Source organism: Brevundimonas sp. LjRoot202 (assembly GCF_964253355.1).
GTDB lineage: Bacteria > Pseudomonadota > Alphaproteobacteria > Caulobacterales > Caulobacteraceae > Brevundimonas.
This window is the reverse complement of record NZ_CAXUQW020000002.1, coordinates 243,569-269,711: the sequence shown is the minus strand read 5'-3', so window position 1 is coordinate 269,711 and position 26,143 is coordinate 243,569. Positions and strand designations below refer to the sequence as shown.

Genomic DNA, 26,143 nt, shown 5'->3' with positions numbered 1-26,143 from the left:
GGGGGAGGTCGGCAACCGACGAAATCTGACGGCGTCAGCCCGCCTGCACCGCCTCGCGGGCCGCGAGCACGCTCGGGTCCGCCGCCGCGGCGGCCAGGATCCAGTCGCGGAAGCGGGCGATCTTGGGCGAGCGCCGCCGGCCTTCGGGCCAGACCAGCCAGTAGGCGTAGTCGGGGATCAGCTTGACCGCCAGCGGCACCGGCTGGACCAGCAGGCCCGCCGCCAGTTCGCGCGCGAACAGGATCGGCGAGGCCAGCGCCACCCCCTGATCGCCGAGCGCTGACGCCACCTCCAGCGCCTGGTAGTCGGCCCGCAGACGGGAGGGGGCCTGGCCGTCGGCGGCGACGCCGGCGGCGGCGAACCACACCGCCCATTCCTTATCCAGCCCGATCCGCGGCGCCTTCAGCAGGTCTTCGGCGGTCCGCAGCTCCAGTCGATCCCGCAGGCGGGGGCTGCATACGGGGGTGAACACGCTGGGCATGACCTCGACGCTCTCCACGCCCGGCCAGTGGCCGGTTCCCGAGCGGATGCCGACATCGAACCCTTCGCGCGACAGATCGACGAGATGGGCCGCCGTATCGAGGCGCACCGCCAACTCGGGATGCGCCAGCTGGAACTCGCCCAGCCTCGGGGCCAGCCATTGTGTCGCCAGCGTCGCCAGGGTGGTGATCGACAGGATCGCCTGGTCAGCCTCGGTCAGGTCCGACAGGGCGCGGCGCAGCAGGGTCATGGCTTCGGTGGCGGCGCGCGACAGCCGTTCGCCGGCCTCGGTGGGGACGACCTCGCGCGGCAGCCGCCGGAACAGGCTCTGGCCCAGCCGGCCTTCCAACGCCTTGATCTGCCAGCTGACCGCCGCCTGGGTCATGCCCAGTTCCTCGGCCGCGCGGGTGAAACTGTTCAGGCGCGCGGCGGCCTCGAACACCCGGATAGAGGCCAGGGGAATTCCGGCGAGAGGATCGGCCATAAGCATGCCTTATGCTGCGCCCCGCCAATCTGGTTTGCGGGCGGCCGCTGTCAAGGCCATTTTGACGTTGTCCTCACCGCAGGAACGTCAGGAGGCCAAAATGGAAGAGGCACACCGTATACATAAGGAAGTCGCATGGGGTTGGGTCAACGTGCTCAACGACTGGCGGCGCAGCCGCACGCGCGCCCGCATCCGCAAGCCGCAGCGGATCCTCGCAGCCCCGAGCCGTTGATCCGCCTGCATGGGGCGGACGGTCAGTCGACCGTCCAGCCGTCCGCCTCGCGCAGGGCATTGTGGATGGCCGTCGCGGCGATCGCGGCTTCCGCCCCGGCCACGGCGATCTGGTTGAGCCCGCGCACCACGTCCCCGGCGGCGTAGAGTCCGGGCACGCTGGTCGCCTGATGGGCGTCGACCTCCATGCAGCCGTCATCCCCCACCCGCGCGCCCAGCGCCCGAGCCAGCTCCGCGTTCGGCGATGTCCCCAGCGCCGAATAGACCAGGTCGAACACGCGGAAATTCCCACCCCAGCTCAGCGCCGTCACCCGATCGCCCTCGAGCCGGACGTTGTCGATGGGCGCCCGGATCAGTTCGGCGCCCATCCGGCGAAGCTCATTCTCCTCCGTCAACGCCCCGGCCGGACCGACGTGGATCAGCGTCACCCGATCGGAGTAGGTGCGCAGGAAGGCCGCCTCGCGCACGCCCCTGTCGTCCTGACCGATGATCGCCACCGCCTTGTCGATGGCTTCATAGCCGTCGCAGATCGGGCAGATGCGGACCAGCGACCGCTCGATGGCCCGCTCGACGCCGGGCAGGTCGGGATGGTGGTCCACCACCCCGGTCGCCAGCAGCACCGCCCGCGCCCGGATGTCCCGCCCGTTCAGGCGCGCCCTGAACCCTTCGCCGTCCGGCTCCAGGGTCTCGACGCGGCCGGACTCGATCACGGCGTCGAACTCCAGCGCCTGTTCGGTCATCCGCCCTACGATCGCCTCGCCGGTGATGCCCTGGGGAAAGCCGGGCAGGTTGTGGCTCACCGGGATCCAGCAGGCGCGCGGCGCGCCGCCGTCCGCGACCAGCACCCGTCGCCGGAACCGCGCCAGATAGGTCGCGGCGGTCAGGCCGGCGGGGCCGGCGCCGATGATCAGGACTTCGGGATCGGCGGGGCTCAGCGGGTTCGCCATGTCGTCGGCCAATAGTCCACGGGCACCCCCCAGCATTCCGGCATTTCCAGTTCCGAGGTCAGCACGAATTCCCGTCCGGTCCAGGTCCAGGTCGAGGCGGTCCCGCAGTCGCCGATCCCTCGCGCCTTGGCGAAGGCGGTGATGGTGCGGGCCTCCGGCGCAAAGCCGGCGTTGATCGTGGTGGCGGTCGGCTCGTCCGAGGTCGAGGTCAGTCGGGCGGGGCGGGGGTCGCGGCCTCCGGGACCGGTGATGAACCACTCATGGCCCATGTTGTAGGCGCCCATGAAGCAGGGCACGGCCCACAGTTCGGTCGAGGCGTCGAGCCGCGCCGACATGACCTCCTTCTGCACCCAGTCGCTGTCGGCGGTATCGGCGCGGCAGGCGATCACCACCGGCAAGGCTTCCAGCGCGGCCGGAAGCACCTGGTCCTTGTCCCCGAAGCCGGTCTGGGAGACGGCGGGCGCCGGCGTGACCACGGGGAGAGGCGGAGGCGTCGGCACGGCCGAGGCCGGCTTGACGCCGCGCCGACGCAGGGCGGTCACGGTGTCCAGCCGCCCCTGCCGCTCGTCGATCCACAGGAGGGCGGCCGAGGCTCCGGACAGCGACAACTCTCCGGCCGAGCCGACCTGCGCCGCCTGCCCGTCGGCAAGCGCACGCACGACATCCGGCGCCCGGTCGGCGGAAACCTCGCCCACCAGCGGGTAGTCGGTGATCAGCGTAAGGCCGTAAACCTCCCCGTCGACGCTCAGAGTGGGCGGTCCCACCTGGTCCTCCGGCGCCCAATAGCCGACAGCCACCTCGGGCCGGGCGTCGGGTCCCGGTTGCTGGGCGATCCGGATCCAGCCGGTCCCGTCGGTCGCGGCCGTGAAGGCGAAACAGGCGTTGCCGTTGTCGCAGACCGCCATCCAGTCGCGGAAGCCGCGGCGCTCCGAAGGCATTTCGCTCGCGGCGGCCGTCTGCGGCGCGGCGGGGTCGGTCCGGGGCGGTGACGCGGCGGCCCCCGGTTCGGCGGAACAGGCGGCCAGCATCAGGCCCGTGGTGATCGTGACGAGGCGCATGTGGTTCTCCCCCTACAGCCGTCGACGAGCCCGGAGGTTCCGCGACGGCTTGCGGCGCGGATCCCGATCCGGCCGCTCTTCCGGGATACTCGGGCCGATCCGTCCGGTCCGCAACCTCACGTTCGGCGACCGTCCGCCTTTGCGCCCGCGCGCCCCCGCCGCTATACCCCCCGCCTCACTCCCATTTCCAAGTCAGAGGCGCGAAACCGCATGGCCAAGATCAAGGTCGCCAATCCCATCGTGGATATCGACGGCGACGAGATGACCCGCATCATCTGGCAGATGATCAAGGACAAGCTGGTCTTCCCCTTCCTCGACCTCGAGCTCGACTACTACGACCTGTCGATGGAGAACCGCGACGCCACCGACGACAAGGTGACGGTTGACGCGGCCCACGCGATCCAGAAGCACGGCGTCGGCGTGAAATGCGCCACCATCACCCCCGACGAGGCGCGGGTGAAGGAGTTCGGCCTCAAGAAGATGTGGAAGTCGCCCAACGGCACCATCCGCAACATCCTGGGCGGCGTGGTCTTCCGCGAGCCGATCATCTGCAAGAACGTGCCGCGGCTGGTGCCGGGCTGGACCCAGCCGATCGTCGTCGGCCGCCATGCCTTCGGCGACCAGTACAAGGCCACCGACTTCCTCGTTCCCGGCCCCGGCAAGCTGACCATCAAGTTCCAGGGCGAGGACGGCCAGGTCATCGAGCATGAAGTGTTCGACTTCCCGTCGTCGGGCGTGGCCATGGGCATGTACAACCTCGACGACTCGATCACCGAGTTCGCCCGCGCCAGCTTCGCCTTCGGCCTGCAGCGCAATTTCCCGGTCTACCTCTCGACCAAGAACACCATCCTCAAGGCCTATGACGGGCGCTTCAAGGACATCTTCCAGAAGGTGTTCGACGAGGAGTTCGCGGCCCAGTTCAAGGAAAAAGGCCTGACCTACGAGCACCGCCTGATCGACGACATGGTGGCCGCGGCCATCAAATGGTCGGGCGGCTTCGTCTGGGCCTGCAAGAACTACGACGGCGACGTGCAGTCCGACGTGGTGGCGCAGGGCTTCGGCTCGCTGGGCCTGATGACCTCGGTGCTGATGACGCCGGACGGCAAGGTGCTGGAGTCGGAGGCCGCCCACGGCACCGTCACCCGCCACTACCGCCAGCACCAGAAGGGCGAGGCGACCTCGACCAACTCGATCGCCTCGATCTTCGCCTGGACCCGCGGCTTCTCGCACCGGGCCAAGCTGGACGGCAACGACGAGCTGGCCACCTTCGCCGCCACGCTGGAGCGGGTCGTGGTCGAAACGGTCGAGAGCGGCCACATGACCAAGGACCTGGCTCTGCTCGTCGGCGACCAGCAGGGCTGGCTGACCACCGAGGGCTTCCTCGACAAGGTCGCCGAGAACCTGACCAGGGCGATGAAGGGCTAGACGGGGCGCTGACGCCCGCGACGCGGTCGCTCGCTGTCCGGGCCGCGTCGGGCCTTCCGACCGCGGCCCACCGACAAGGCCCGCCGGATTCGCGTCCGGCGGGCCTTTCGTTTGAGCGAGGTCCGCGTTCGTGCATTGATGGACCCATGAAGAAGCTGTTCGGCAATCTCCTGCTGCTCGCCGTCATCGTCGCGGTCGTCAGCTTCTTCGCCGCCCCGGCGGTGGCCTTCTTCGGCATCCGGTCGGCGGCGGACGCCAATGACGTCGCCGGCCTGTCGCGCCTGATCGACTTCGCCGCCGTCCGCAAGTCGTTGCGGCCCCAGCTGTCGGGCGATCCCGCCGCCATGGCGCCCGCGCCCGCCTTCCTCGATGATCCGATCGGGGCGGTGCGCCACCAGATCGAACAGGCCCGCCCGACGGCGGCCGTCGATGTCGACGCCTGGCTAACCCCCGCGGCGCTGGCCGCCCTGACTCGGGGCGAGGGCCGCTACGCCGCGCAACGTACCCGCATTCCGGCGGTGGCGCCGACCAATCCGATGCCCGGACCGGTGTTCTGGGGCATGAACCGGGTGCGGCTGGCGGTCGCCGACGAGGGCGGACCGCGCACCGTCTTCACCTTCGAGCGGAAGGGGCCGTTCGAATGGAAGCTCGTCCATATCGGCCTGCCCGAGCGCGTCGCCCCCGCGGCGACCGCGCCCGCGCGCCGCTAGCGATCGGTTCCGACTCACGGCAACCGTAGCTGTGGGAAGGCGTTACGACGCCAGAGGGTCGAATGAAGAAATCACTGATCGTCGGCGTCGCCGCCGGGGCCGTCGTCCTGTTCGCGCTCGTCTGGGCGGCCGCCCCCGTGCTGGCGGCGCAGGCCCTGATCCGCGCGGCTGAGGCCGGCGACGAGAACAAGATCGAGCGCCTGGTCGATTTCCCGTCGTTGCGCCAGAGCCTGAAGGACGAACTGAACGCCGAACTGGCGGCCCAGCTGCGCCGCGACCCGCGCATGGCGGAGAGCGGCCTCGGCGGCCTCGGCCTGATCCTGGCCCCGATGCTGGTGTCCGGCGCCGTCGACGCCGTCGTCACGCCCGAGGTGGTCGCCCGGATGGTCACCACGGCCGAGGCGCCCGATCCGACCGTCCGTGACCAGCCCGAGCCCGGGGATGCGGTCGACGAGGACGACATCCACCAGTCCTGGGGCTACCGCGACTTCAACGCCTTCGCGGTCACCCTGACCGACCGTGACCGGCCCGAACAGCGGCTGGCGCTGATCCTGGAGCGGCGCGGCCTGTTCACCTGGAAGCTGGCCGCGGTGGATATCCAGAACGAGGCGGGCGCCTAGGCCAGCGCGGCCCGCACCGCCGCCAGGCCGTCCTCGGCCCTGGATCCGTCAGGCGCGCCGCCCTGGGCGAAGTCCGGCTTGCCGCCGGCCCCCTGGCCGCCCATCGCCATCACGGCCGCGCGGGCCAGATCGGCGGCGTTGACCTTGCCGGTCATGTCCGAGGTCACGGCGACGGTGACCGCCGCCTTGCCCTCGGTGACGCCGATCAGGGCGACGACGCCGGAGCCGACCTGCTTGCGGAAGTCCTCGGCCACCCCACGCAGGCCCTTGCCGTCGACGCCGTCGAGCACGCGGGCGATCAGCTTGACGCCGTTGATCTCCTCCGGTGCGGCGGCGCCGCCCGAACCGCCGCCCAGCGCCAGCTGCCTCTTCAGGTCGGCGACCTGCTTCTCCAGCGTGCGCACCGAGCCGCTCAGCGCCTCGACCCGCGCCGGCACGTCGGCGGGCTGGACCTTGAAGCCTTGGGCCAGCTTCCTGGCCACCCCGGCCTGGGCCAGCAGATACTGGCGGGCGGCCTCGCCGGTGAGGGCCTCGATGCGACGCACGCCGGCGGCGATGCCGCTCTCCGAGACGATCTTGAACAGGGCGATGTCGCCGGTGCGGGCCACGTGGGTGCCGCCGCACAGTTCGACGGAGTAGGGGCCTTCACCGGTCAGGTCGCGGCCGAGGGTCAGCACGCGGACCTCGTCGCCGTATTTCTCGCCGAACAGGGCCACGGCGCCGGCGTTGATCGCCTCCTGCGGGGCCATCATCTTCGTCTCGGCCGGGATGTTCTGACGGATGACGGCGTTCACCTCGTCCTCCATTCGCGCCAGTTCGTCCTCGGTGACCGGGGCGTTGTGGCTGAAGTCGAAGCGCAGGCGTTCGGCGTCGACCATCTGGCCCTTCTGGGCCACGTGGCCGCCCAGCACATTGGCCAGGGCCTTGTGCAGCAGGTGCGCCGCCGAGTGGTTGGCGCGCGTGGTCAGGCGGGCCTCGGCGGCGACGCGAAGCTGGACGCGCGCGCCGATGGTCAGCGTGCCGGAGCTGATCTCGATGCGGTGGGCGAACAGGTCGCCGGCGTGCTTCTGCACGTCCAGCACGACGCCGGAGCCCTGCTGGCCGGTGGCGTCGGTCCATTCGATTTCGCCCCTGTCGCCGGCCTGGCCGCCGCCCTCGCCATAGAAGGGGGTCTGGTCGAACAGCACCTCGGCGGTCTCGCCGGAGGCCAGTTCGTCGACCGAGGCTCCGTCGCGCACGATGGCCAGCACCTCGCCCGAATCCTCGACCAGGTCGTAGCCGGTGAAGACGGTGGGGCCGAGGCGGTCGCGCAGGGCGAGCCATTCGCCGGTCGAGGCGGTCTGGCCCGAGCCGGTCCAGTGCTCGCGCGAGCGGCTGCGCTGCTCGGCCATGGCGGCGTCGAAGCCCTCGGTGTCGACGGTGAAGCCGCGCCGGCGCGCCTCGTCCTGGGTCAGGTCGAGCGGGAAGCCGTAGGTGTCATAGAGTGTGAAGGCCGTCTGACCCGGCAGCACGCCGCCCTCGCCGAGATCGCGAGAGGCGTCCTCGAGCAGGCCCATGCCGCGGCCCAGCGTGGTGCGGAAGCGGATCTCCTCCTGCTTCAGCGTGTCCTCGATGAAGGCCTGGGCGCGGCGCAGTTCAGGATAGGCCTCGCCCATCTCCTGCACCAGGGTCGGCACCAGCCGGTGCATCAGAGGATCGGCGGCGCCCAGCAGGTGGGCGTGGCGCATGGCGCGGCGCATGATCCGGCGCAGCACATAGCCGCGGCCCTCGTTCGAGGGCGTGACCCCGTCGGCGATCAGGAAGGACGACGAGCGCAGGTGGTCGGCGATGACCCGGTGGCTGGGCGCGCGGTCGCCCTCGGCGGCGGTGTTGGTCGCGTGCTCCGAGGCCGCGATCAGGGTGCGGAACAGGTCGGTCTCATAGTTGGAGTGCACGCCCTGCAGCACCGCCGCGACGCGCTCAAGTCCGGCGCCGGTGTCGATCGACGGCTTCGGCAGCAACGAGCGCGAACCGTCCGCCGCCTGGTCGAACTGCATGAAGACCAGGTTCCAGATCTCGACCCAGCGGTCGCCGTCCTCCTCGGGCGTGCCGGGAGGGCCGCCCCAGATGTGGTCGCCGTGGTCGTAGAAGATCTCCGTGCACGGGCCGCACGGGCCGGTGTCGCCCATCGACCAGAAATTGTCCGAGCCGGCGATGCGGGTGATCCTGGATTCCGGAAGGCCGGCGATCTTCTTCCACAGGTCGAAGGCCTCGTCGTCGTCGATATAGACGGTGGCCATCAGCCGGTCGGCAGGGATGCCGAACTCCTTGGTGACCAGGTTCCATGCCATCTCGATGGCGTGTTCCTTGAAGTAGTCGCCGAACGAGAAGTTGCCGAGCATCTCGAAGAAGGTGTGGTGGCGGGCGGTGTAGCCGACGTTGTCCAGGTCGTTGTGCTTGCCGCCGGCGCGGACGCATTTCTGCGACGAGGTGGCGCGCTTGATCGCCCGCGTCTCCTGGCCGGTGAAGACGTTCTTGAACGGCACCATGCCGGCGTTGACGAACAGCAGCGTCGGATCGTTCTGCGGCACCAGCGGAGCGGACTGGACCTTCTCGTGGCCGTCGGCCGCGAAGTAGTCGAGGAAGCTCGAGCGGATCTGGTTGAGGCTGGCCATGGTTCGTCGCGCACGCGTCTGGAGAGGTCAGGGGAGGCAGCGTGCATATAGGTCTTTCGGCCCGAACGCATCACCCATCGGCGTTGTGCGCCTCCGGCGCTAGCGGACGCCTCGCATGGCGCGGGCGGCGGTGAAGGCGAGCGCCAGGCCGAACAGGGCGTGGGCCAGCAGGCCCAGGCCGATCATGTGCGGCGGCGGGGGCGCACCGGCGTGGGCCAGAGACAGCGGCACGACGATGGCGTTCATCACCCCGTAGACGACGACGCCGAAGCCGAGGCCGGACAGCGCCGGCCGACGCAGCAGCACCGGGGCCGGCCGTGCGGCGGCGACGAACAGGCCGGCGAACAGGATGGCGATCAGGAAATGGCAGGCCAGCCCGAGCGCCGCGCTGGTCAGGCCGCCCTCATAGGCGGCGGGGCCCTGAAGGCCGGAGGCGATCGTCTGGAGAATCTGGACCGGCGTGGCCGAGCGGTAGATGACGAAGGCGGCGAGAATGTCGACGGCGCCGCCGGCGAGGCCGGCCAGCACGGCGGCGCGGATGGTCGAGGTCAGGCGCGGGCCCATGGGTCTCTCCCCTCTTCGGGAAGCAGCCTAGGGCGAACGGTCAAGCTTCGCCAGTGGGCTATCCTTCGTCCTCGTGCTCGACCTCGTCGGCGGCCTCGTCTTCGGAGAGCAGGTCGTCGAGGGCGTCGATGATGGCGTCGATCTGCCCGGGCGTAGCAGTGACCGCCATCGAGGCGCCCTTGTCGCCCTCGATCTCGATCAGATAGCCGTCGGGGGTCTCCGACAGGATGAACTGCTTGAGGGACTGGACCTGGGTGTCGGCCATGGCGGGCTCCGGTTTGACGAACCCGACAACCGCGGGCTTCGGAGAAAGGTCCCCCTTGCAAAAAAAGGCCGCCCGATCCGGGTGGGGATCGAGCGGCCGCTCCGTCCGGCCCGGCCCGGCGGGGTCGGTGGCGGGTCGGCGGACCCGGCCGGAGAAGATTTGTCGAAAAGCACCGTCCACTGCGTTCACGGCGTGCGGTCCGCGCGGACCCTAGCCCTCGAGGTCCTGGCCCTCGTCAGGCTCGGGGTGGCCCAGCAGTTCCTCGGCGATCTTGTTGGTCGAGGCGCGCACGGCCTTCTCGATCGAGTCGGCGACGTCGGGATTGGCCTTGAGGAAGGCGCGCACGTTCTCGCGGCCCTGGCCGATGCGCTGGCTGTCGTACGAGAACCAACTGCCCGACTTCTCGACGATGCCGGCCTTGACGCCCAGGTCGATGATCTCGCCCAGCTTGGAGATGCCCTCGCCATACATGATGTCGAAGATGACCTCGCGGAACGGCGGGGCGACCTTGTTCTTGACCACCTTCACGCGGGTGGTGTTGCCGACCACCTCGTCGCGGTCCTTGATCGCGCCGGTGCGACGGATGTCGAGGCGGACCGAGGCGTAGAATTTCAGCGCATTGCCGCCGGTCGTCGTCTCGGGTGAGCCGTACATGACGCCGATCTTGTGGCGGATCTGGTTGATGAACAGCACGATGCACTGCGACTTGTTGATCGAGGCGGTCAGCTTGCGCAGCGCCTGGCTCATCAGGCGGGCCTGCAGGCCGGGCAGGCTGTCGCCCATCTCGCCCTCGATCTCGGCCCGCGGGGTCAGGGCGGCGACGGAGTCGACCACCACGATGTCCACGGCGCCCGAGCGCACCAGGGTGTCGACGATCTCAAGCGCCTGTTCCCCGGTGTCGGGCTGCGACACCAGCAGGTCGTCGAGGTTGACGCCCAGCTTCTGGGCGTAGCCCGGGTCGAGCGCGTGCTCGGCGTCGACGAAGGCGGCGGTGCCGCCGGCCTTCTGGATCTCGGCCACGGTGTGCAGGGCCAGGGTGGTCTTGCCCGAGCTCTCCGGCCCGAACACCTCGATGACCCGGCCGCGCGGCAGGCCGCCGATGCCCAGCGCCATGTCGAGGCCCAGCGAACCGGTCGAGACCGAGGGAATGGCTTCGGTCACGCCGTTCTTGCCCAGTTTCATCACCGAGCCCTTGCCGAAGGCGCGGTCGATCTGGGCGATCGCCGCCTCCAGAGCCCGCTGCTTGTCGCCGTCGTCCTTGCCGACCAATTTCAAATTCGCCTGTGCCGCCACCTTGCCACTCTCCCTTGCCATGATTCCCGTTCGGTGCCCGGGGGAGAGGCCCGCCTTCGGTCCGATGACCGTGACCCGCTCCCTGTGAGAGGGGATATGTGCACGGTTTGTTCCGGTTGCCAATATGTTCTTTTTCGCCGGCTCGCTCTCTACGTCCGATTTTGACGTATCAGGTCCCTGGCGGCCGCCGCCACGCCACCATGCCGAGGGTGGAGATCTGCACCGGCTCGCCGTTCTGGTTGCGGGTCTCGTTGCGGGTGCGGACCATGCCGCGGTCGGGACGGGACTTCGACGGCGTGATCTCCAGCACCTCGACGTGGACGGTCAGCGTGTCGCCCGGGCGGGTGGGGCGAGGCCAGGTGGTCTCGCCGCCGACGCCGATCAGCCCGACGGCGAACGGCAGGCCGTCGACCAGCATCCGCATGCTCAGCGCCGCCGTGTGCCAGCCGCTGGCCGCCAGACCGCCGAACAGGCTGTCCCGCCCGGCGTCTTCGTCGAGGTGGAAGGGCTGGGGGTCGTACTGTCGGGCGAACGCCTTGATCTCGTCAGCCGTGACGGTGACGGAGCCGGACACGAAGGCCTGCCCGACGTGGAGGTCCTCGAGGTAGATCTGTCGTTCGGGCACGGGAGTCTCCGTTCGCGGCGTCGAGCCGCCAGGCTGGGATATGGCGATTTCAAACCGCCGCGGGAGTCTCCGCCGCCGCCGGCTCGGCCGACCGGGCGGCGAACGACAGCGCACCGCCCAGCACCAGCACCGCCAGCGCCGCCATCAGCCACGGTCGGACGGCGCCGCGCCCGGGCGACAGCGGCCGGACCAGCATCAACGCCAGCAACCCCATCAAGGCCAGCACGCCGGGCAGGTCCAGGCCGATGCCGAGGAACACCGGATGCGACAGGGCGACCAACCAGCCGCCCCCGATGGCGGCGACGAACGCGACGGGACCCAGCGACCGGGGACGGGTCAGGCCCGGGTCCACGAAGGCGGCCAGCGCCGCGACACCCGCCGCCGGCAGGGCGGGCCACAGGAACAGGAAGGCGGTCTGGGGCGCGACGGTCTGGGCGACGGCGCCGAGGGCGAGAACCAGGGCGATCAGGCCGGTCCAGCCGCCCCACGGCGTCTGCGCGGCCAGCCCCGGGGCCAGCGACAGGCCGATGGCGACCACGGCGGCGCCAATGACGATGGGGTTCAGCCCCCCCAGGGCCAGCGCCAGGACGGCGGCGGCCGCGATGGCACCCGCCGTGACGCGCCGATCCGGCCGGCCTCGCCCGCCCAGCACCGCCATGCCCAGCGCCAGCACGGTCAGGGCCGCGCCCGCCTCCATCCACGGCAGGCGCGCCAGCAGGGTGTAGTATGCGTCGGCGCTTTCGGCCCGCGCCGCTATCGATCCGGCGAGGGTCCGCACCGCCTGGGTCAGCACCAGACCGGTGGCGAGGAACCAGACGCCGTCGACAGCGCCGCGCCCCAGGTCGGCGAACGTCAGCCCCGCCCGGCGCCGCGCCCGCCAGGTCGCGCCGGCCAGCAGCAGCGCCGCCAGCGCCAGCAGCCCCCAACCCGTCGCCGGCGCGTGGTCGAGGACGACCCGGCCGAACAGGTCGGCATAGACCCTGTCGGCGCCGCGGGCCGGCAGGACCTGCGCGCGCAGCAGGGCGTCGGCGCTCTCCAGCGCCTGCGAGCCGATGTGCTGGACCGCGCCCCGGTCGAGAGCCTCCGGCGAGGAGGCCCCGTGATACTGCTCGGGCCGTCCGATGAAGGCGAGGTTCAGGCCCTGGACGCCGCGGTCCTTCGGGATGGTGAAGTCGGTGCCGTTCGGCATCCGTTCGTAGACGAAGGCCGCCAGCGAATTGGTCGTGACGCCGCCATCGGCCCGGACGCCGGCCCGGCCGAACAGGGCGACGGTCTCGGCGGCGCCGCGCCCGGTCTCGAACATCATGGCCCGGCCGCCGCCCCCGCGCGCCTCCAGATTGACCACCGCCCCGATCCGGTCGCGCAGCGGATGGCCGCCCCAGAACACCCGCGCCCCGTCCAGCCCGATCTCCTCGGCGTCGGTCAGCAGCACCACCAGCGTCCGGTCGGCCGGTCCCCGGGCGCGGATCGCCCGCACACTCTCCAGCACCGCCGCCACGCCGGCCGAATCGTCCGCCGCCCCGGCCGAGCCCGGCACGGTGTCGTAATGGGCCATCAGCGCCACGGCGGAGAGGGACGGGTCGCGCCCGGGCAGCACCCCGACCAGGTTGGTGGCGGTGAAGTTCGCCGCCTCGGGGTCGCCCCCGATCCGCCGCAGATACCGCGCCGAGCCCCGCGAGATCGGCCCGGACTGGGTCGAGGTCTGCAGGCCGAGCTCGGCCATCCGCCGCAGCAGGACGTCCCGGACCCGGGCGTGGTCGGCCGATCCGACCGGATGCGGGCGTTGCGCCAGCTCGCGCACATCGGCAATGGCGCGCTCCGCCGAGAAGGCGGTCGGCGGCGCGCTGGCCCCCACGGGGCTCGGGACCTGAAGCGCTGCGACGCCGATCAGCAGCGCGAGCGCCAGCGCCCCGACCAGCCAGTACAGCCGCATGATCCATCCTCCCCCGACGACGGCCAACCCTAGCCGGGCGAGCCGGGCTCGTCATCAAGGGAAGGGCGCCCCGCGATCAACCATGTCTGCTCAGGTTTCGTTAGAATACGCGACCTAACCGGGACCCCGTTAACGGGGGAACGGAATGCTCAAGGCTCTGAACGCGCTCGTCCGACAGTGGCGTTGCCGCCGCCACCGCTGGCGGCCGGACCGGCACCGGCCCGACGGCGAGTGGTGCGACCTGTGCGGAGCGCGCCGGCGTCTTCGGGCGGATTGAGCCCTGCCCCCAGGTCCGCTTTCGACCCATTGCGGACGTTAGGCATTCCGACGCGCCTGCTCGCTCTGGCGGCGGTCAGGTTAGCCTTCACACGCGCCCAGTAGTTGGGCTTCGCGAGTGGTTGGCGCTTCTTCCTCGCTCGGTTCGAGTGCCAACTCTTCAGCAACATACCTCTTGGCTCTTCGCGGACCTGCGGTTCGCACCAGGACGGCAAAGCTACGAGATTCGTCAAGAAGGATGACGGTCCCGCATGCCAACTGAATATCGGACGATGACAAACCATCAGCCTCTTCAAACCTGTAGCGGCCAGCAACTCGTATTGGCCCTGCTTCCGGGCCTGCGGCGTGCCTGATCGCGCGGATGGTGGCGACGTCGGGCGTATTGGAATTGTAGAAGCTCGCGAAGACCGCCAGCCCGCCCGCGAAGAGCAAACCCACAATCGCCAGCCATTTCTCGCGGCGTGATAGTAGCGAGCCGACTGGATCCATTTTAGCGCTCGATTCTCCTACCTGCGGAAAGGCTGTTTTACTGCAGTCGAAAGTACCTCCGTCCGGCATCGCAGCAAGCGTCCATTTCCCACACTTGGCCGACCGTCCGCTACCGACCCATTGCGGACCTTGCGGCGGGGCCATCTTAGAGAGAAAGGTGCGGAAGGCGGCAACGCGCTAAAGCCGGAGCTGGAGGCGAAGTGAAGCTGTGGACAGCCGAGATGGTGCGGAACGGATTCAGCTTCGCCGCACTGCTTACGTTCGTGCTCATGGGGCTCCAGTTCGGTGCGTTCGGACGGCGGGGGCTAGGGCCTTCGCAGGCATACCCGATTGAACGCAGTAACCACAGCCACCTGTTCTTCGTGTCGCAATCCGAAGCGTGGGGACTTGCCGGGTTGCTCGGCCTCGCCGTTGCCTTCGTCGGCGTCGCCGCCTTGATCGAATATCGGGTGATCCGGAAATCGGCCTAGGCGACGGTCGCCTCGCGACCGATTGCGGACCTTGTTCTGTTCGGTGATGGTGTTTCGATGAGGAGACTTATCGCCCTTGTCTTGCTGTCGCTTTCGGCTTGCAGCGAGCAGGTGGAGGAAGCCTATCCTACTTGGGCAGAGGCTCAGCGTGCAGGGGCTGTAGACGAGGGCTGGATTCCTGCCTTCGTCCCTCAGAGTGCTCGCGACATCAGGGACTCGCACGACCTTGATAGCAACCGCCAGACCCTTTTCTTTGTCGCACGACCAGCAGATGTCGAAGCGATGGTGGAGAGTTTTCCCCCAGCCTCGGTCGCGAACCAAGCCGCAGTCTCCGATCTGTCCAGCGAGCATGGACTCGCGCCCACTTCGGACGCCTACATGGTGTGCGCGAAACCTCTGAACGGTGCGCTTGTCGTGGATCGCGAGAGCGGGCGTGCTGTTTATACGACCGCCATCCAATGGGCCGACGAGGCGTGCTCCCTGAGATAGTCGAGCACGTCGGCCAAGGTCTGCTTTCCAACCTTAGGCGACGGGCAGGTCCCGACCCATCGCGGACCTTCAGCGTTCTATGGGCTGGAAGGTGACTTTGACCCCTGCGATGTCGGATTTCTCTGTGAACACGCGTGCTCTTGCATCGTATCTGACGATCAGATTCTGATCGTCGGACCAGGCGACCTCGACCCAAGGTCCACCGCCGACACTCTCCTCTGCGGCCCCGTGATTGGCATCGGCCACGAAGGTGTTCCCGGCGGCGGCTGGGCGGACGCCCGACCTCAACACCGAAACTTGGGTGGCGTGTCCAGTGGTGGCTCCACAGCTTCGCTCGAATAGGAATGCGCTGAGGCGGCCATTCGGCGACCCAAGCTCGGACAATATGCTGTTCTCACAGCCAGCCGAACAACCGCCCACCACAACGGCAATCCCGGCGAAGAGGAACTGCTTCCACATCACGACAGACTGAGCGGCACGGTAGGGCGCGTCAACGTCGGCTTATCATCCGCAGGTGACGTTCCGCTCCCGACCATTGCGGACACTCGACCAGTGGGCCAGAACTGCACCAATGTTCGAATTACGTACTGCTCCTATCGTTGTTGCGACGGCGTTGATGCTGGCGTCAACGACGGGCGCCGCTTTGGCCGAAACCGGGGCCGGTGACAGCGAGCCGCAAAGCGGCCAAGGGCCGCAAGATCGTAAGGTCTTTACGGCGGAGCAGGAACGTCACTGGCGGATCATACAGGAGACCGTTGTCGGAATTGCGTATTGCAACCGACCCGGCTTCGTCGATCAGACCTATGCCATCCCCGTTCTGGATTGGTCAGGGGAGTATCTGGATAACGAAGGCCGCCCGGTGATCAACGAGTACGCGCGTGCGGTTCGAGAGGCGGTTGCGCGACGGCGTGCGCAGAACGGCCAGGTTTCCCTAACTGAGTGCGCGAGGTTCGATGGAGCAGAAGGCGCCCGTACACGTCAGGCCTTCATGCAAGCCGTTTATCAGCTCGGCATCGTGGCGCCGGAGGCGACGCAAGGTGACCCGCCGCTTGATCCACCAGAACGCGATGCTGAGGTCCGCTAACCACCCATAGCGGACCTGTCGAACCGACCGCTTGATTTGAAGGAGACGCGGCATGGACCGGTTCAGCGGCGGTTGCCTGTGCGGCGATGTCCGGATCGTGGCGACGGGACGCCCGTACCGGGTCGGGCTGTGCCACTGCCTCGACTGCCGCAAGCACCACGGGGCGCTGTTTAACGCCTACGCGGTGTTCCCCAGGGACGCGGTGACGATCGAGGGCGAGACACGCGACTACGCCGGCCGGTGCTTCTGTCCGCGCTGCGGCTCGTCCGTTTTCGCGCGGACCGCTGACGAGATCGAAGTGAGCCTGGGGTCCCTCGACGCGCTTGACCAGCTGACGCCGACCTATGAACTCTGGACCCGTCGCCGCGAAGCCTGGCTGCCGCCGTTTCCGCTCAAGCGACGCTATGAGCGCGATCGTGACGCCGGGGGCCGCACCGAGGGTTAGGCCGCGGGATCGCTTGCCGTGCCCCAGCCCCGAATATATACGGCATATACGGATCGTATATTCAGGAGCGCCCGGTGGGTATCGTCAACATCGAGGATGAACTGCACGAGCAGCTGCGCCGGGCGAGCAAGGCGTCGTGCCGGTCGATCAACGCCCAGGCGGCGTTCTGGATCAGGATCGGCATGCTCTGCGAGATCAATCCGGGCCTCAGCTTTCAGGAGCTGGTGGCGCGTGAGCTGAAGGCGGCGGGCGTCGATCCGGCGGCCGCGGCGGCATGACCAAGACGCCGGCCGAGGTCGAGCTGATGGCCGAGGCCGGGCGTCTGCTGGCGTCGGTGTTCACGCACCTGGACGGACAGCCCCTCGCTGGAATGAGCACCCTGCAGGTCAACGATCTGGTCGAGCGGTTCATCGTCGACGAGCTGGGCGCGCGGCCCGCCAGCAAGGGCCAGTACGGCTACGGTTTCGTGCTCAACAGTTCGAGGAACGAGGTCGTCTGCCACGGCGTCCCGTCGGCGGACGAGGTCCTGCGGGACGGCGACATCGTCAACCTGGACATCACGCTCGAGAAGCACGGCTTCATCGCGGATTCCAGCAAGACCTACCTGATCGGCGACGTGGCGGCTCCGGCGAGGCGGCTGGTTCAAGCCACCTGTCAGGCCATGTGGAAGGGCATCGGCGCGGTGCGTCCGGGCGCCCGGCTGGGCGACATCGGCTTCGCCATCGAGCGGCACGCGAAACGGAACGGCTATTCGGTGGTGCGTGACTACTGCGGCCACGGCATCGGGCGCGAGATGCACGAGGCGCCGCAGGTGCTCCATTTCGGCAAGCCGGGGACGGGCCTCCCGCTGCGGGAGGGCATGGTCTTCACCATCGAGCCCATGCTGAACCAGGGCCGCAGGGCGGTCCGGACCGAGGACGACGGATGGACCGTGGTCACGGTGGACGGGACGCTCTCCGCACAGTTCGAGCACACGGTCGCGGTCACCCGTGACGGCGTCCGCGTGCTGACCCTGCGTCCGGACGAAGCCCGGCCCGCCGCGGTGCGAACCACCGCCTGATTTCAACCCGGCGTCAGGCCGGCCGGGCGGCCCTTTCGAGCACACCCGCCAGCGAGGCCATCCGGGCCGCGTCGATCTTGTTCCCCTCTTCCGATGCGGCTTCGGCGGCGGCCGCGGCGGCCAGGGCCGCGGAGAGCTCGGCCGCCCGCGCCCGGTCGAGGTCGCCCTCGCGCCACTGGTCGACCACGGCGCGAACCTGGCCGGCCAGGGCGGCGTCGAGCCCGTCAGACCGCGTGAGCTGATCGAGATAGGCGCCGGCCACGTCCGGGTGATCCCCCCACACCGGGCGGGTCTGGGTCTGCGGATTGATCGTCTCCTGCATCACCCGCTCGGCGACGGCGATCTCGGCCGCCGACAGATGCTCGCTCGGCTTCAGGCGAAGCACGTCGAAGCCGCGCGCGATCTCGCTGGCGTAGATGCGGCCGTTGAACCAGTAGGCCGACCAGGCCCCGCCCACCTTCAGCCGTTCGGCGTCGATCGGGCCGCGGTCGAAATACGCGATCTCGACCGGCCGGGCCGGATCGGTGAAGTCGACGATCGAGACGCCGCCCTGATACCAGGCCTGGACCATCAGGTCGCGGCCGGGGACGGGGATCACATTGCCGTTGTGCGCGACGCAGTTCTCGGTGGCCGACTGGGCGGCGGGCAGCTTGAAGAAGCTCTTGCCCACAAGACGGCCGTCCTCGATCGTGGCGATCAGGTCGGCGCCCCAGGTGTGGGGGTCCTCGGCCCGGCAGCGCGCCGAGGTGCCGCCGCCCCATTCGTCGGTGAACAGCACCTTGTCGCCGGCGTTGTTGAACGTGGCGGAGTGCCAGTAGGCCATGTCCGGATCGAACAGCTCGGAGACCCGCGCCGGGTTCTCCGGATCGGAGATGTCCAGCAGGATGCCGTTGCCGCTGCACGCCCCGGCCGCGAGGTTCAGCTCGGGGTAAACGGTGATGTCGTGGCAGTGGTTGGTCGCGCCGCTCTCCTGACCGGCGACGCCGTAGCGGCCGCCCTTCCACAGGCCGGCGATCTCGCCGGTTTCGCGATCGGCGAAGATGCGGGGCCGGTTGACGATGGCGGCCTGCTCCGGCGCGTCGAGCGGCACCTTGATCACGTCGATCGAGTACAGCGCGGTTTCGGGGTTCTCGCCCGGCTCGCCGTCCTGGCAGATGGCCAGTTCGTCGGACTTGCGCACGCCCGAGGTGGCCGAGTTGTAGATGTAGAGGACGTTGGAATCGTTCGGGTCCGGGACCTGGGTGTGGGTGTGCGACCCGCGGCAGGTCTGGACGGCGGCGATCTGGCGCGGCGCCGACAGGTCGCTGATGTCGAAGATGCGGATGCCGCGGAACCGCTCGGCGTTGACCTCGCCCTCGGCGTCCCTGACGCCGCAGTCGAGCCGGGCGCGGTTCTGCTCGACCGACATGAACAGCAGGTCGCCGTGAATGGAGACGTCGCCCTGACCGCCGGGGCAGACCACCGACAGGACCAGTTCCGGCGCGCCCTGGCCGGTGACGTCCCAGGCGTTGAAGCCGTGGAAGCTGCCCACGAACAGCCGGCCGTTCGACATGGCCATGTCGCTGTTGGCGAGGGCGAGGGGGCTGTATTTCGGTTTGGGCTGGGGGTCCGGCAGACCCGCCGCGGCGGCCTGGTCCCGGGCGGCTCTGGCCGCAGCCGCCTCTTCGCGCGTCGGCGGCGCGAACAGCGCTTCCGGATCGAAGAAGCCCGGCGGCGGCGCGACGGAATACTCCAGCGTCAGGTTGGACGCGGCCTGCCCGGCGTCGTGCAGGCCCGGCGACAGGGTGGTGCGGACGTCCGTCCCGACGGCCGGCGTCTGGCCCGGGGCCTGCGCCTGGGCCGTGGCGGCCGCGAACAGAAGACTGGCCGCCGCGGCGGAGCTCAACAGAAGACTGCGGATGATCATGGTCGCCCCTCGGATGACTGGATTCAAAGCTCGGACAGGATGGTCTGCATGCGCAGGATTTCGGCCGACTGGTCGGCGACGACGGAGGTGACGAACTCGGACAGCAGCGGGTCCTCCGCCGTGTCGGGCCCGGCGAGCAGGGCGTCGACCATGTCGAGCGCTCCCTGATGGTGCTGGATCATGCCTTCCAGGAACAGGCGGTCGAAGGTCGGCCCGGTCGCGGCGGCCAGCGCCGACATCCGCGCCGGCGACAGCATGCCCGGCATCAGCGGCGCATCGGACGCGTGCGCCTGATGCCCGGCGTGCGGATCCGCGGTCGCCACGGGCTGGCCATGCCCGGCCAGCCAGTCCTGCATCAGCGCCATCTCGGCCGCCTGGCTCTGCGCGATCCGCTCGCCCAGCCGCCGCACGGTGTCCGAGGCGGCCCGGGTCTCCAGCAGCCCGACCATCTCCACCGCCTGGGCGTGATGGACGATCATGTGCTGCATGAAGCGGACGTCGGCCTCGACGAATCCGGTCCGGCTCAGCTCGACCGATTCCCGGGCCGTGATCACCCGCGAGTCGGCGCCCGGCGCGCCCGGATGGAAGATGGGAGGTGTCTGGGAGTTCGCCGGCGCCCCGATCAGACCCGCAAGAACCACTCCAAGGATCAGATGCACGCTGACAGGCTCCGGCCGGTCGTCGCTTGACCGCGTATCAGACTAGGCAGGGCGCCGCCGCCGGGGCAAGGCGCAAATCGCCGGCGGCCTTACGCCGCCCGGCGCAGGGCCGCGGCCGTCTTGACGTAAAGGCCCTTGCGCCCGGCCACCGCACGGAAGGCGATGCTGTCGCCTTCCAGCGCCTCGTCACGGCCGAGGAACAGGCAGCCGTCGTCGACCAGCCGCCGCTCCAGGTTGTCCAGCGCCTGGGTGCGCCGGGCCGGCTCCATGTCGCCGAGCACGTGGCGGCAGAAGATGACGTCGAAGCGATGCTCGTCGGCGGGCGGGTCCAGCAGGTTGGCGCGGGCGAAATGCACCGCGGCGCGCATCTGGGGCTTGGCGATCCAATTGTCCTCGGCCTGGTCGAACCACGTCAGCATGGTCCCGGCCTTGAGGCCGCGCTGAATCTCGAAGCCGGTGTAGGCGCCGGCGCGCGCCTTCTCCAGCGCGCGCTGCGACAGGTCGGTGCCGACGATCTCCACGGGGAAGCCGCCGTCCATGGCCCCGATCGCCAGCGACCAAGCCTCCTGTCCGGTCGAGCAGCCCGCCGACCAGACCTTGACCGGCGCGCCGCCGCGGGCGGCCGAGAGGGCGGGCAGCAGCTCGCCGGCGAAGGTGTCGAAGGTCGCCCGGTCGCGACGGAACCAGGTCTCGGGATTGAGCAGGGCCTCGATCACCGCCCAGCCCAGCGTCGCCACCGGTTTCGCCCACAGTGAGGCCAGCAGGGCGTCGACCGTCTCATAGCCTTCGCGACGGGCCAGCGGGCCCAGCCGGTGCTCGGCCAGTTTCATCCGGTCGCGCGTCAGCCGGAACCCGGCGCGCGAGGCCATCAGCGACTGCAGGCGGTCGAAGTCCTCGGGCGACATGGGTTCAGACGGCCCCCACCTCGGCGAATTTCGATGTCAGGATCTCGCCGTCGAACGGCTTCATCACATAGTCGTCGGCGCCGGCCGACAGGGCCTCGGCGATGCGTTCGGCGCGGGTTTCGATCGTGCAGAACAGCACCTTGGGCTCGCCGCCGCCGGGCAGTTCCCGCAGACGGCGCAGGAAGGTCATGCCGTCCATCACCGGCATCGACCAGTCCAGCAGGATAACCTGGGGCATGACGCCGGCGCAGAAGGCCAGCGCCTCGGAGCCGTCGGCGGCCTCGTCGACCTCGAAGCCCAGAGTCTCGACGATACGCCGGGCGACCTTGCGGATGATCCGGCTGTCGTCGACGATCAGGCAGGTTCTGGGGGTCAAGGCCTGGCTTCCGGAACTAACGCGCACAACGCCCGCGTGTGTATGACCGCTATAATCAGCGCATGCCGGTTAACGAGTCCTTGGGAAACCGGCTTAAGCCTCAGTTAGGCATGTGGACAATCAGGGAAACCCGGCCTTCCTCCGCTTGCGCGTCCAGCGACCCGCCGGCGTCCCGCGCGGTCAGCCACAGCCAATACGGTTGAATCCACTGTCCCTGCAGGCCCTCGCCCAGCGGCTGGCCCGCCAGTCCCGCCACCGCCTCGGGCTTCAACCGGGCCCGCACGCCTTCGGCCAGGCCGGTGATCTCCAGCCCATCCTCGCCGCGGCGCGTCGACACCCCCGCCGTGCCGCCCGAGGGAAGGGCGGCGAGCGTCAGCCAGGCCAGGTTCACAAGTGCGCGAGCCTCGGCCTTCGAATAGTCCCCGCCCTCGACGCGCCAGTCCAGCGTCGCCCGTCCGCCCTCCGACAGGGCGGCGACCAGTTCGCCCAGTTCGGCGCCCGAGAATCGCTCCGCCGAGGTCGAGGCCCCGAAGGCCACCCGGGCGAAGGCCACCAGCGCCACCATCTTGCGGGCGCTGGCCTCGATCAGCCCCATGGCGTCATCGCGCATGTCCTGCGCGCTGGGGTCCTTCAGCAGATCCAGCCCGGAACTGATCGCTCCGGCGGGGCTGATGAAGTCGTGGCACAGCTTGCCGGCGACCAGCGCCGCCAGGGCCTGGCCGTCGGGAAGGGCGGAAGGGGCGGCGGTGTCGGTCATCGGGCTCGAAAACAACAGGTGGCGGGTCACGCGGACGCTGCCCTGATTTGCCGGTTCTTCAAACCGCCCCGATGGGCTATCGGAGCGCCCATGAGCAAACGACTGACCGCCGACCTCGCCTCGGGCGCATTGACCGAGGCGCTGGCCGACATCGCCGAGGACGCCGCGCGCGTCATCCTGCCTTACTGGCGCAGCGGCGTCGTCGTCGAGGCCAAGGCCGACGACAGCCCCGTGACCCGCGCCGACCGCGAGGCCGAGGCGCTGATCCTCGAGCGGCTGGAGGCGCTGTACCCCGGCGTCCAGACCGTGGCCGAGGAGGCGGCCGCCGCCGACGGCGTCCCGGCCGAGGCCGCCGACTGGTTCTGGCTGATCGATCCGCTGGACGGCACCCGGGGCTTCATCGAGGGCCGCGAGAGCTTCACCGTCAACATCGCCCTGGTGCATGACGGCGCGGTGGTCGCCGGCGTCGTGACCGCCCCGGCCACGGCCACCACATGGCGCAGCGCCGCCCCGGGCGCCGGCGCCTTCCGCCGCCGCTTCGGCGAGGCGTGGCAGCCGATCAAGGTGCGCAACCGCCCCGCCTCGCCCATGGCCGTGATGAGCCACTCGATGACCGACGTCGAGGCCGAACGCCTCGCCTCGCGCCACGGCTGCGTGCAATGGCAGGGCACCGATTCGTCGCTGAAATTCTGCCTGATCGCCGAGGGGCGGTTCGACGCCTATCCGCGCACCGGCCCGACGTCCGAGTGGGACACGGCGGCCGGGCAGGCGGTGCTCGAGGCCGCCGGCGGCCGGGTCATGGCCGAGGACGGCCAGCCGCTGCGCTACGGCAAGTCCTGTTTCGCCAACGGCGGCTTCGTGGCCCTCGGCGACTAGGCGCCTCAGTCGACTCCGGAACCGGCGAGCCTCTCCAGCACCGCCCGCGCCGCCCGCTCGCTCTCGTTCAGGGGCGCGTAGGTCCACGGCTCCAGCGTCCCGTCGAACGGCCGCGCCGCGCCCCGCTCGCGCAGGTCAGCGTGCAGGCGGGAGAACTTGCCGGCGGGCTTCAGCGCGATCATCGGCAGGACGTGCACCGGCTTGCCGGTCGAGGCCGCCTCGGCCGCCATGTTGGCGCTGTCCTCGGTGACCAGCACATGGTCGGCGAAATGCAGGAAGGCGAAATAGGGATTGGACCCGGTCCCGTCCCAGATCAGGCCGGGCAGGGCGGCCAGCCGCGCGGTCATCACCTGTTTCGCGGCCGCGGGCGTGCGGCGCGAGAAGGTCAGCATCAGCGATCCGCCGGCCTGAGCCACGGCGTCCGCGATCCGGTCGGCCAGCTCGGCGGCGTGGGCCTCGGTCAGGTCGAACGCCATCGAGCGCCCGCCGATCAGCACCGCCACGCGGGGCCGGGGCAGGGGCGACAGGACGGCCTCGAACGCCGCCGCCTCCTGGGCCAGCCGCGCCGCCGTCACCCGATGCGGCGAACCGGTGATCGACAGGACATTGGGTCCGGCCGCCTCGTCATGCGCCGGGGCCACGACCAGGTCGTAGGCGCCCGTCTTCCAGCGCGGGTCCTGGGTCTGGACCACGAAGGTCCGGCCGCCCGAGCGGCGCCGCACGGTCGCCGACAGCGGCAGGGTGGCGCGCCCGGTGGCGATCCACAGGTCCGGCCAGCCTTCGCCGGGCGCGGGCGCGGTCGCGTCGGACGACGGGTCCAGCATCCACGGCGCCTTGAGGGCGGACGGCAGCTTGTCGAAGGCCGTGCGCCAGCGGATGCGTTTGACGGTGATCGTGGCCGGCGTCAGCGGCTGGACGGCCTCGGCCAGGCCGAGGGCCTGGTTCTCGATGCCGGCCCGGCCGTCGGAGACGACCCAGATGGACAGGGGGCGGGTCACCCCGCGTCGGCGCGCGCGGTCCAGCACATCGCCTCGACCTTGTTGCCGTCCGGATCGCGCAGGAAGGCGGCATGATAGCCGGGCGCGTATTCGGGCCGTGGACCGGGCGCGCCGTCGTCCACGCCGCCCGCCGCCAGTCCGGCGGCGTGGAAGGCCGCGACGGCCGCCGCGTCGGGCGCGTTGAAACAGACATGGGCGCCATTGCCGGTGTCGGCCTGCCCGCCGTCGTGCGGGCGGGCGGCCCAGAACTCGGGGAAGGTCCGGCCATAGCCGATGCCCACCCCGTGCTCCATGATCCGGCGCGCGCCGAGCGTCGCCATCACGGCGTCGTAGAAGACGCCGGCCCGGTGCAGGTCCGTGACGCCGACCGAAACGTGCGAGACCAGAGGCGCGCGCGTTCCGGAAGGCTGGCTCACCGGCCTATTTCCACTCGACCTTGAGGATCTCGTAGGCCTTCACCCCGCCGGGGGTGTTGACCTCGACCACGTCGCCGACCTCCTTGGAGATCATGGCGCGCGCGATCGGCGAGGCGACGGAGATCTTGCCCGCCTTCACGTCGGCCTCGTGTTCGCCGACGATCTGGTAGCGGCCCTCTTCCTCGGTGTCCTCGTCCACCACGGTGACCGTGGCGCCGAACTTCACCTGGTCGCCGCTCAGCTTGGAGACGTCGATGACCTGGGCCCGGCTGATCCGGTCCTCGATCTCGGCGATCTGGCCCTCGATCCAGCCCTGCCGTTCCTTCGCCGCGTGATACTCGGCGTTTTCGGACAGGTCGCCGTGCTCGCGGGCCTCGGAAATGGCCGCGATGACGCTCGGCCTCTCGACCGACTTCAATTGCTTCAACTGATCGTCGAGGGCACGGTAGCCCTCGGCCGTCATCGGCACTTTTTCCATATGTCGTGAGTTTCTTGGCTAGCCCGACTGACAGACTTACTCGGCACGAAGGTCGCTGGGCGCACGCGACCGGCCCAAGAGGGTAGGGCGCCCTATCCCAAGGTTCAAGGGGGCACGGCGTCCGGCGGGGATGGCCCTATGCGGCGGGCTTTCGCCGACGCTCCCTGATCTGCTGGATATCGCCCCACAACTTCACCCGACGCACCAGGCTCCAGGCCAGCCAGGCCACGGCGGCGAGACCGATGGCCATGAACAGGCTGGAGACCAGCAACACGCCCGCCGCCATGAAGGCGAGGACGAAGGCGACGGCCGCGACCAGGGCGGCGATGACTTGGACGGTTTTCAGGCGCATGGCTCGTTAACGTTTCGCCTTGCCCGGGGTTGCCGTCCGGTTCCGGACACGGATCCGGTTTCGCCCGATTGCGTCCCGCGGGCCGACCGGGTCAGGCGTAGCTGTAGGGACCACCCCGTTCGAGCGCCCGCTGATAGGCGGGGCGGGCGTGGACGCGTTCCAGGAACGCCTTCAGGCGCGGCTTGTCGGCGCCGTAGCCGATTCGGCTGCCCGCGGCCTCGACCGGAAAGCTCATCATGATGTCGGCGGCCGAGAAGGCGTCCCCCGCGAACCATTCGGACCGGGCCAGTTCGGCCTCCCAGTACGCCGTATGCGCCGCCAGCTGAGGATCGATCATGCGTGCGTTCATGCCGCGGGTGATCACTTTGGCCACCGGTCGCACCAGCCAGGGGACCCGCTTCGGAATCTGGCTGAAGATCAGCTTGAGCAGCAGCGGCGTCATCGCCGAGCCTTCGGCGTAGTGCAGCCAGTAGGTGAAGCGCCGCCCCTCCGGCGTGCCCCGCGCCGGGCGCAGGGCCGAACCGCCGTGGCTCTCCAGCAGGTATTCGACCACGGCCCCCGTCTCCGCCACCCGTACGTCGCCGTCGTCGAGCACCGGCGACTTGCCCAGCGGATGGATCGCCTTCAGCTCGGCCGGCGCCAGCATGGTCTTCGCATCGCGCTGATAGCGTTTCACCTCGTACGGCAGCCCCAGTTCCTCGAGCAACCACAGCACCCGCTGCGAGCGGGAGTCGTTGAGGTGATGGACGGTGATCATGGCGACGGCTCCGCTTGAGGCGCGCAACTAGCCGGGTTTACGCGACGTCGGTCCAGAAGAT

General features: G+C 69.7%; 29 protein-coding genes. 9 read left to right on the top strand and 20 right to left on the bottom strand.

The features are described from left to right. Positions 1-34: 34 nt before the first annotated feature. From ACSQ1L_RS06310 to ACSQ1L_RS06300, 3 genes are all read right to left on the bottom strand, one after another. Complete coding sequence (locus tag ACSQ1L_RS06310; RefSeq protein WP_435993064.1) at positions 35-964, bottom strand: LysR substrate-binding domain-containing protein; 930 nt, start codon at positions 962-964, stop codon at positions 35-37. A 254-nt stretch (positions 965-1,218) separates the two neighbouring features. Then, entirely contained in the window at positions 1,219-2,142 is a 924-nt protein-coding gene (locus ACSQ1L_RS06305) for an NAD(P)/FAD-dependent oxidoreductase (protein ID WP_435993061.1), read from the bottom strand. Further along, positions 2,127-3,200, bottom strand: a complete 1,074-nt coding sequence (locus ACSQ1L_RS06300; protein ID WP_435993060.1) for a DUF1176 domain-containing protein — start codon at positions 3,198-3,200, stop codon at positions 2,127-2,129. The genes ACSQ1L_RS06305 and ACSQ1L_RS06300 overlap by 16 nt, the downstream gene beginning before the upstream one ends. Before the next feature lie 210 nt (positions 3,201-3,410). Here ACSQ1L_RS06300 and ACSQ1L_RS06295 point away from each other — a divergent pair, with 210 nt between their 5' ends. The 3 genes from ACSQ1L_RS06295 (at position 3,411) to ACSQ1L_RS06285 (ending at position 5,955) form a co-directional block, all read left to right on the top strand. Next, positions 3,411-4,625 carry an NADP-dependent isocitrate dehydrogenase gene (locus ACSQ1L_RS06295; RefSeq protein ID WP_435993058.1) on the top strand — a complete coding sequence of 405 codons (1,215 nt, stop codon included), beginning with the start codon at positions 3,411-3,413 and terminating at the stop codon, positions 4,623-4,625. A 146-nt stretch (positions 4,626-4,771) separates the two neighbouring features. Further along, positions 4,772-5,335: a DUF2939 domain-containing protein gene (locus ACSQ1L_RS06290; RefSeq protein WP_435993056.1), complete on the top strand. Its 564-nt coding sequence runs from the start codon at positions 4,772-4,774 to the stop codon at positions 5,333-5,335. Between the two features lie 62 nt (positions 5,336-5,397). Then, positions 5,398-5,955, top strand: a complete 558-nt coding sequence (locus tag ACSQ1L_RS06285) for a DUF2939 domain-containing protein (protein ID WP_435993054.1) — start codon at positions 5,398-5,400, stop codon at positions 5,953-5,955. On the opposite strand, the gene alaS is transcribed toward ACSQ1L_RS06285, so the two are convergent. From alaS to ACSQ1L_RS06250, 7 genes are all read right to left on the bottom strand, one after another. Beyond that, positions 5,952-8,609, bottom strand: coding sequence for an alanine--tRNA ligase (alaS, locus tag ACSQ1L_RS06280; RefSeq protein ID WP_435993052.1), 2,658 nt, complete (start codon positions 8,607-8,609; stop codon positions 5,952-5,954). The two genes, ACSQ1L_RS06285 and alaS, sit on opposite strands and share 4 nt — an antisense overlap. A 99-nt stretch (positions 8,610-8,708) precedes the next feature. Further along, entirely contained in the window at positions 8,709-9,173 is a 465-nt protein-coding gene (locus tag ACSQ1L_RS06275) for a hypothetical protein (RefSeq protein WP_435993050.1), read from the bottom strand. Between the two features lie 58 nt (positions 9,174-9,231). After that, entirely contained in the window at positions 9,232-9,438 is a 207-nt protein-coding gene (locus ACSQ1L_RS06270; RefSeq protein ID WP_435993048.1) for a hypothetical protein, read from the bottom strand. Positions 9,439-9,648: 210 nt separating this feature from the next. Further along, the gene (recA, locus tag ACSQ1L_RS06265; RefSeq protein ID WP_435993046.1) at positions 9,649-10,731 is read right to left on the bottom strand and encodes a recombinase RecA; all 1,083 of its coding nucleotides are present in this window, start codon (positions 10,729-10,731) and stop codon (positions 9,649-9,651) included. A gap of 169 nt (positions 10,732-10,900) precedes the next feature. Continuing rightward, positions 10,901-11,356 (bottom strand): MaoC family dehydratase, encoded by a 456-nt coding sequence (locus ACSQ1L_RS06260; RefSeq protein ID WP_435993044.1) that lies wholly within the window; start codon positions 11,354-11,356, stop codon positions 10,901-10,903. Between the two features lie 49 nt (positions 11,357-11,405). After that, entirely contained in the window at positions 11,406-13,289 is a 1,884-nt protein-coding gene (locus ACSQ1L_RS06255; protein ID WP_435993042.1) for a M20/M25/M40 family metallo-hydrolase, read from the bottom strand. 357 nt (positions 13,290-13,646) lie between these two features. Continuing rightward, a complete protein-coding gene (locus ACSQ1L_RS06250) occupies positions 13,647-14,054 on the bottom strand; it encodes a hypothetical protein (RefSeq protein WP_435993040.1) in 408 nt (135 codons plus the stop codon). 200 nt (positions 14,055-14,254) lie between these two features. Here ACSQ1L_RS06250 and ACSQ1L_RS06245 point away from each other — a divergent pair, with 200 nt between their 5' ends. The 5 genes from ACSQ1L_RS06245 to map all read left to right on the top strand — a co-directional run bounded on the left by ACSQ1L_RS06245 (position 14,255) and on the right by map (position 17,602). Next, a complete protein-coding gene (locus ACSQ1L_RS06245; RefSeq protein WP_435993038.1) occupies positions 14,255-14,524 on the top strand; it encodes a hypothetical protein in 270 nt (89 codons plus the stop codon). A 1,060-nt stretch (positions 14,525-15,584) separates the two neighbouring features. Next, positions 15,585-16,097 (top strand): hypothetical protein, encoded by a 513-nt coding sequence (locus ACSQ1L_RS06240; protein WP_435993036.1) that lies wholly within the window; start codon positions 15,585-15,587, stop codon positions 16,095-16,097. Positions 16,098-16,149: 52 nt separating this feature from the next. After that, the gene (locus ACSQ1L_RS06235) at positions 16,150-16,542 is read left to right on the top strand and encodes a GFA family protein (RefSeq protein WP_435993034.1); all 393 of its coding nucleotides are present in this window, start codon (positions 16,150-16,152) and stop codon (positions 16,540-16,542) included. 74 nt (positions 16,543-16,616) lie between these two features. Further along, positions 16,617-16,820 carry a ParD-like family protein gene (locus tag ACSQ1L_RS06230; RefSeq protein WP_435993032.1) on the top strand — a complete coding sequence of 68 codons (204 nt, stop codon included), beginning with the start codon at positions 16,617-16,619 and terminating at the stop codon, positions 16,818-16,820. After that, positions 16,817-17,602 (top strand): type I methionyl aminopeptidase, encoded by a 786-nt coding sequence (gene map, locus ACSQ1L_RS06225; protein ID WP_435993030.1) that lies wholly within the window; start codon positions 16,817-16,819, stop codon positions 17,600-17,602. The genes ACSQ1L_RS06230 and map overlap by 4 nt, the downstream gene beginning before the upstream one ends. A 13-nt stretch (positions 17,603-17,615) precedes the next feature. Here map and ACSQ1L_RS06220 read toward each other — a convergent pair whose 3' ends face one another. The 5 genes from ACSQ1L_RS06220 to chpT all read right to left on the bottom strand — a co-directional run bounded on the left by ACSQ1L_RS06220 (position 17,616) and on the right by chpT (position 22,205). After that, on the bottom strand, positions 17,616-19,508 hold the full coding sequence (locus ACSQ1L_RS06220; RefSeq protein WP_435993028.1) for an LVIVD repeat-containing protein: 1,893 nt from the start codon (positions 19,506-19,508) through the stop codon (positions 17,616-17,618). A 23-nt stretch (positions 19,509-19,531) separates the two neighbouring features. Then, complete coding sequence (locus tag ACSQ1L_RS06215; RefSeq protein WP_435993026.1) at positions 19,532-20,167, bottom strand: DUF305 domain-containing protein; 636 nt, start codon at positions 20,165-20,167, stop codon at positions 19,532-19,534. Between the two features lie 89 nt (positions 20,168-20,256). After that, positions 20,257-21,072, bottom strand: coding sequence for a CheR family methyltransferase (locus tag ACSQ1L_RS06210; RefSeq protein WP_435993024.1), 816 nt, complete (start codon positions 21,070-21,072; stop codon positions 20,257-20,259). A gap of 4 nt (positions 21,073-21,076) precedes the next feature. Then, the gene (locus ACSQ1L_RS06205) at positions 21,077-21,448 is read right to left on the bottom strand and encodes a response regulator (RefSeq protein WP_435993022.1); all 372 of its coding nucleotides are present in this window, start codon (positions 21,446-21,448) and stop codon (positions 21,077-21,079) included. 100 nt (positions 21,449-21,548) lie between these two features. Then, complete coding sequence (gene chpT / locus ACSQ1L_RS06200) at positions 21,549-22,205, bottom strand: histidine phosphotransferase ChpT (RefSeq protein ID WP_435993020.1); 657 nt, start codon at positions 22,203-22,205, stop codon at positions 21,549-21,551. A gap of 90 nt (positions 22,206-22,295) precedes the next feature. On the opposite strand from chpT, the gene cysQ reads away from it, so the two are divergent. After that, positions 22,296-23,081, top strand: a complete 786-nt coding sequence (gene cysQ / locus ACSQ1L_RS06195; protein ID WP_435993018.1) for a 3'(2'),5'-bisphosphate nucleotidase CysQ — start codon at positions 22,296-22,298, stop codon at positions 23,079-23,081. 5 nt (positions 23,082-23,086) lie between these two features. Here the strand turns inward: cysQ and ACSQ1L_RS06190 are convergent, their stop codons facing one another. From ACSQ1L_RS06190 to ACSQ1L_RS06170, 5 genes are all read right to left on the bottom strand, one after another. Next, complete coding sequence (locus tag ACSQ1L_RS06190; protein ID WP_435993016.1) at positions 23,087-24,079, bottom strand: mitochondrial fission ELM1 family protein; 993 nt, start codon at positions 24,077-24,079, stop codon at positions 23,087-23,089. Continuing rightward, positions 24,076-24,495 carry a VOC family protein gene (locus ACSQ1L_RS06185; RefSeq protein WP_435993014.1) on the bottom strand — a complete coding sequence of 140 codons (420 nt, stop codon included), beginning with the start codon at positions 24,493-24,495 and terminating at the stop codon, positions 24,076-24,078. Before ACSQ1L_RS06185 ends, ACSQ1L_RS06190 begins: the two co-directional genes overlap by 4 nt. A 4-nt stretch (positions 24,496-24,499) precedes the next feature. Beyond that, complete coding sequence (gene greA / locus ACSQ1L_RS06180) at positions 24,500-24,973, bottom strand: transcription elongation factor GreA (RefSeq protein ID WP_435993012.1); 474 nt, start codon at positions 24,971-24,973, stop codon at positions 24,500-24,502. A 136-nt stretch (positions 24,974-25,109) separates the two neighbouring features. Next, positions 25,110-25,325 (bottom strand): hypothetical protein, encoded by a 216-nt coding sequence (locus ACSQ1L_RS06175; RefSeq protein WP_435993010.1) that lies wholly within the window; start codon positions 25,323-25,325, stop codon positions 25,110-25,112. A gap of 91 nt (positions 25,326-25,416) precedes the next feature. Further along, positions 25,417-26,082, bottom strand: coding sequence for a glutathione S-transferase family protein (locus ACSQ1L_RS06170; protein ID WP_435993008.1), 666 nt, complete (start codon positions 26,080-26,082; stop codon positions 25,417-25,419). Between the last annotated feature and the right edge of the window lie 61 nt (positions 26,083-26,143).

What these genes read in the sequence shown, in the direction of transcription:
- ACSQ1L_RS06310 (WP_435993064.1), bottom strand. Translation starts at nt 964, where the DNA reads ATGGCCGATCCTCTCGCCGGAATTCCCCTGGCCTCTATCCGGGTGTTC.
- ACSQ1L_RS06305 (WP_435993061.1), bottom strand. Translation starts at nt 2,142, where the DNA reads ATGGCGAACCCGCTGAGCCCCGCCGATCCCGAAGTCCTGATCATCGGC.
- ACSQ1L_RS06300 (WP_435993060.1), bottom strand. Translation starts at nt 3,200, where the DNA reads ATGCGCCTCGTCACGATCACCACGGGCCTGATGCTGGCCGCCTGTTCC.
- ACSQ1L_RS06295 (WP_435993058.1), top strand. Translation starts at nt 3,411, where the DNA reads ATGGCCAAGATCAAGGTCGCCAATCCCATCGTGGATATCGACGGCGAC.
- ACSQ1L_RS06290 (WP_435993056.1), top strand. Translation starts at nt 4,772, where the DNA reads ATGAAGAAGCTGTTCGGCAATCTCCTGCTGCTCGCCGTCATCGTCGCG.
- ACSQ1L_RS06285 (WP_435993054.1), top strand. Translation starts at nt 5,398, where the DNA reads ATGAAGAAATCACTGATCGTCGGCGTCGCCGCCGGGGCCGTCGTCCTG.
- alaS (WP_435993052.1), bottom strand. Translation starts at nt 8,609, where the DNA reads ATGGCCAGCCTCAACCAGATCCGCTCGAGCTTCCTCGACTACTTCGCG.
- ACSQ1L_RS06275 (WP_435993050.1), bottom strand. Translation starts at nt 9,173, where the DNA reads ATGGGCCCGCGCCTGACCTCGACCATCCGCGCCGCCGTGCTGGCCGGC.
- ACSQ1L_RS06270 (WP_435993048.1), bottom strand. Translation starts at nt 9,438, where the DNA reads ATGGCCGACACCCAGGTCCAGTCCCTCAAGCAGTTCATCCTGTCGGAG.
- ACSQ1L_RS06255 (WP_435993042.1), bottom strand. Translation starts at nt 13,289, where the DNA reads ATGCGGCTGTACTGGCTGGTCGGGGCGCTGGCGCTCGCGCTGCTGATC.
- ACSQ1L_RS06250 (WP_435993040.1), bottom strand. Translation starts at nt 14,054, where the DNA reads ATGGATCCAGTCGGCTCGCTACTATCACGCCGCGAGAAATGGCTGGCG.
- ACSQ1L_RS06240 (WP_435993036.1), top strand. Translation starts at nt 15,585, where the DNA reads ATGTTCGAATTACGTACTGCTCCTATCGTTGTTGCGACGGCGTTGATG.
- ACSQ1L_RS06235 (WP_435993034.1), top strand. Translation starts at nt 16,150, where the DNA reads ATGGACCGGTTCAGCGGCGGTTGCCTGTGCGGCGATGTCCGGATCGTG.
- map (WP_435993030.1), top strand. Translation starts at nt 16,817, where the DNA reads ATGACCAAGACGCCGGCCGAGGTCGAGCTGATGGCCGAGGCCGGGCGT.
- ACSQ1L_RS06220 (WP_435993028.1), bottom strand. Translation starts at nt 19,508, where the DNA reads ATGATCATCCGCAGTCTTCTGTTGAGCTCCGCCGCGGCGGCCAGTCTT.
- ACSQ1L_RS06210 (WP_435993024.1), bottom strand. Translation starts at nt 21,072, where the DNA reads ATGTCGCCCGAGGACTTCGACCGCCTGCAGTCGCTGATGGCCTCGCGC.
- chpT (WP_435993020.1), bottom strand. Translation starts at nt 22,205, where the DNA reads ATGACCGACACCGCCGCCCCTTCCGCCCTTCCCGACGGCCAGGCCCTG.
- cysQ (WP_435993018.1), top strand. Translation starts at nt 22,296, where the DNA reads ATGAGCAAACGACTGACCGCCGACCTCGCCTCGGGCGCATTGACCGAG.
- greA (WP_435993012.1), bottom strand. Translation starts at nt 24,973, where the DNA reads ATGGAAAAAGTGCCGATGACGGCCGAGGGCTACCGTGCCCTCGACGAT.
- ACSQ1L_RS06175 (WP_435993010.1), bottom strand. Translation starts at nt 25,325, where the DNA reads ATGCGCCTGAAAACCGTCCAAGTCATCGCCGCCCTGGTCGCGGCCGTC.
- ACSQ1L_RS06170 (WP_435993008.1), bottom strand. Translation starts at nt 26,082, where the DNA reads ATGATCACCGTCCATCACCTCAACGACTCCCGCTCGCAGCGGGTGCTG.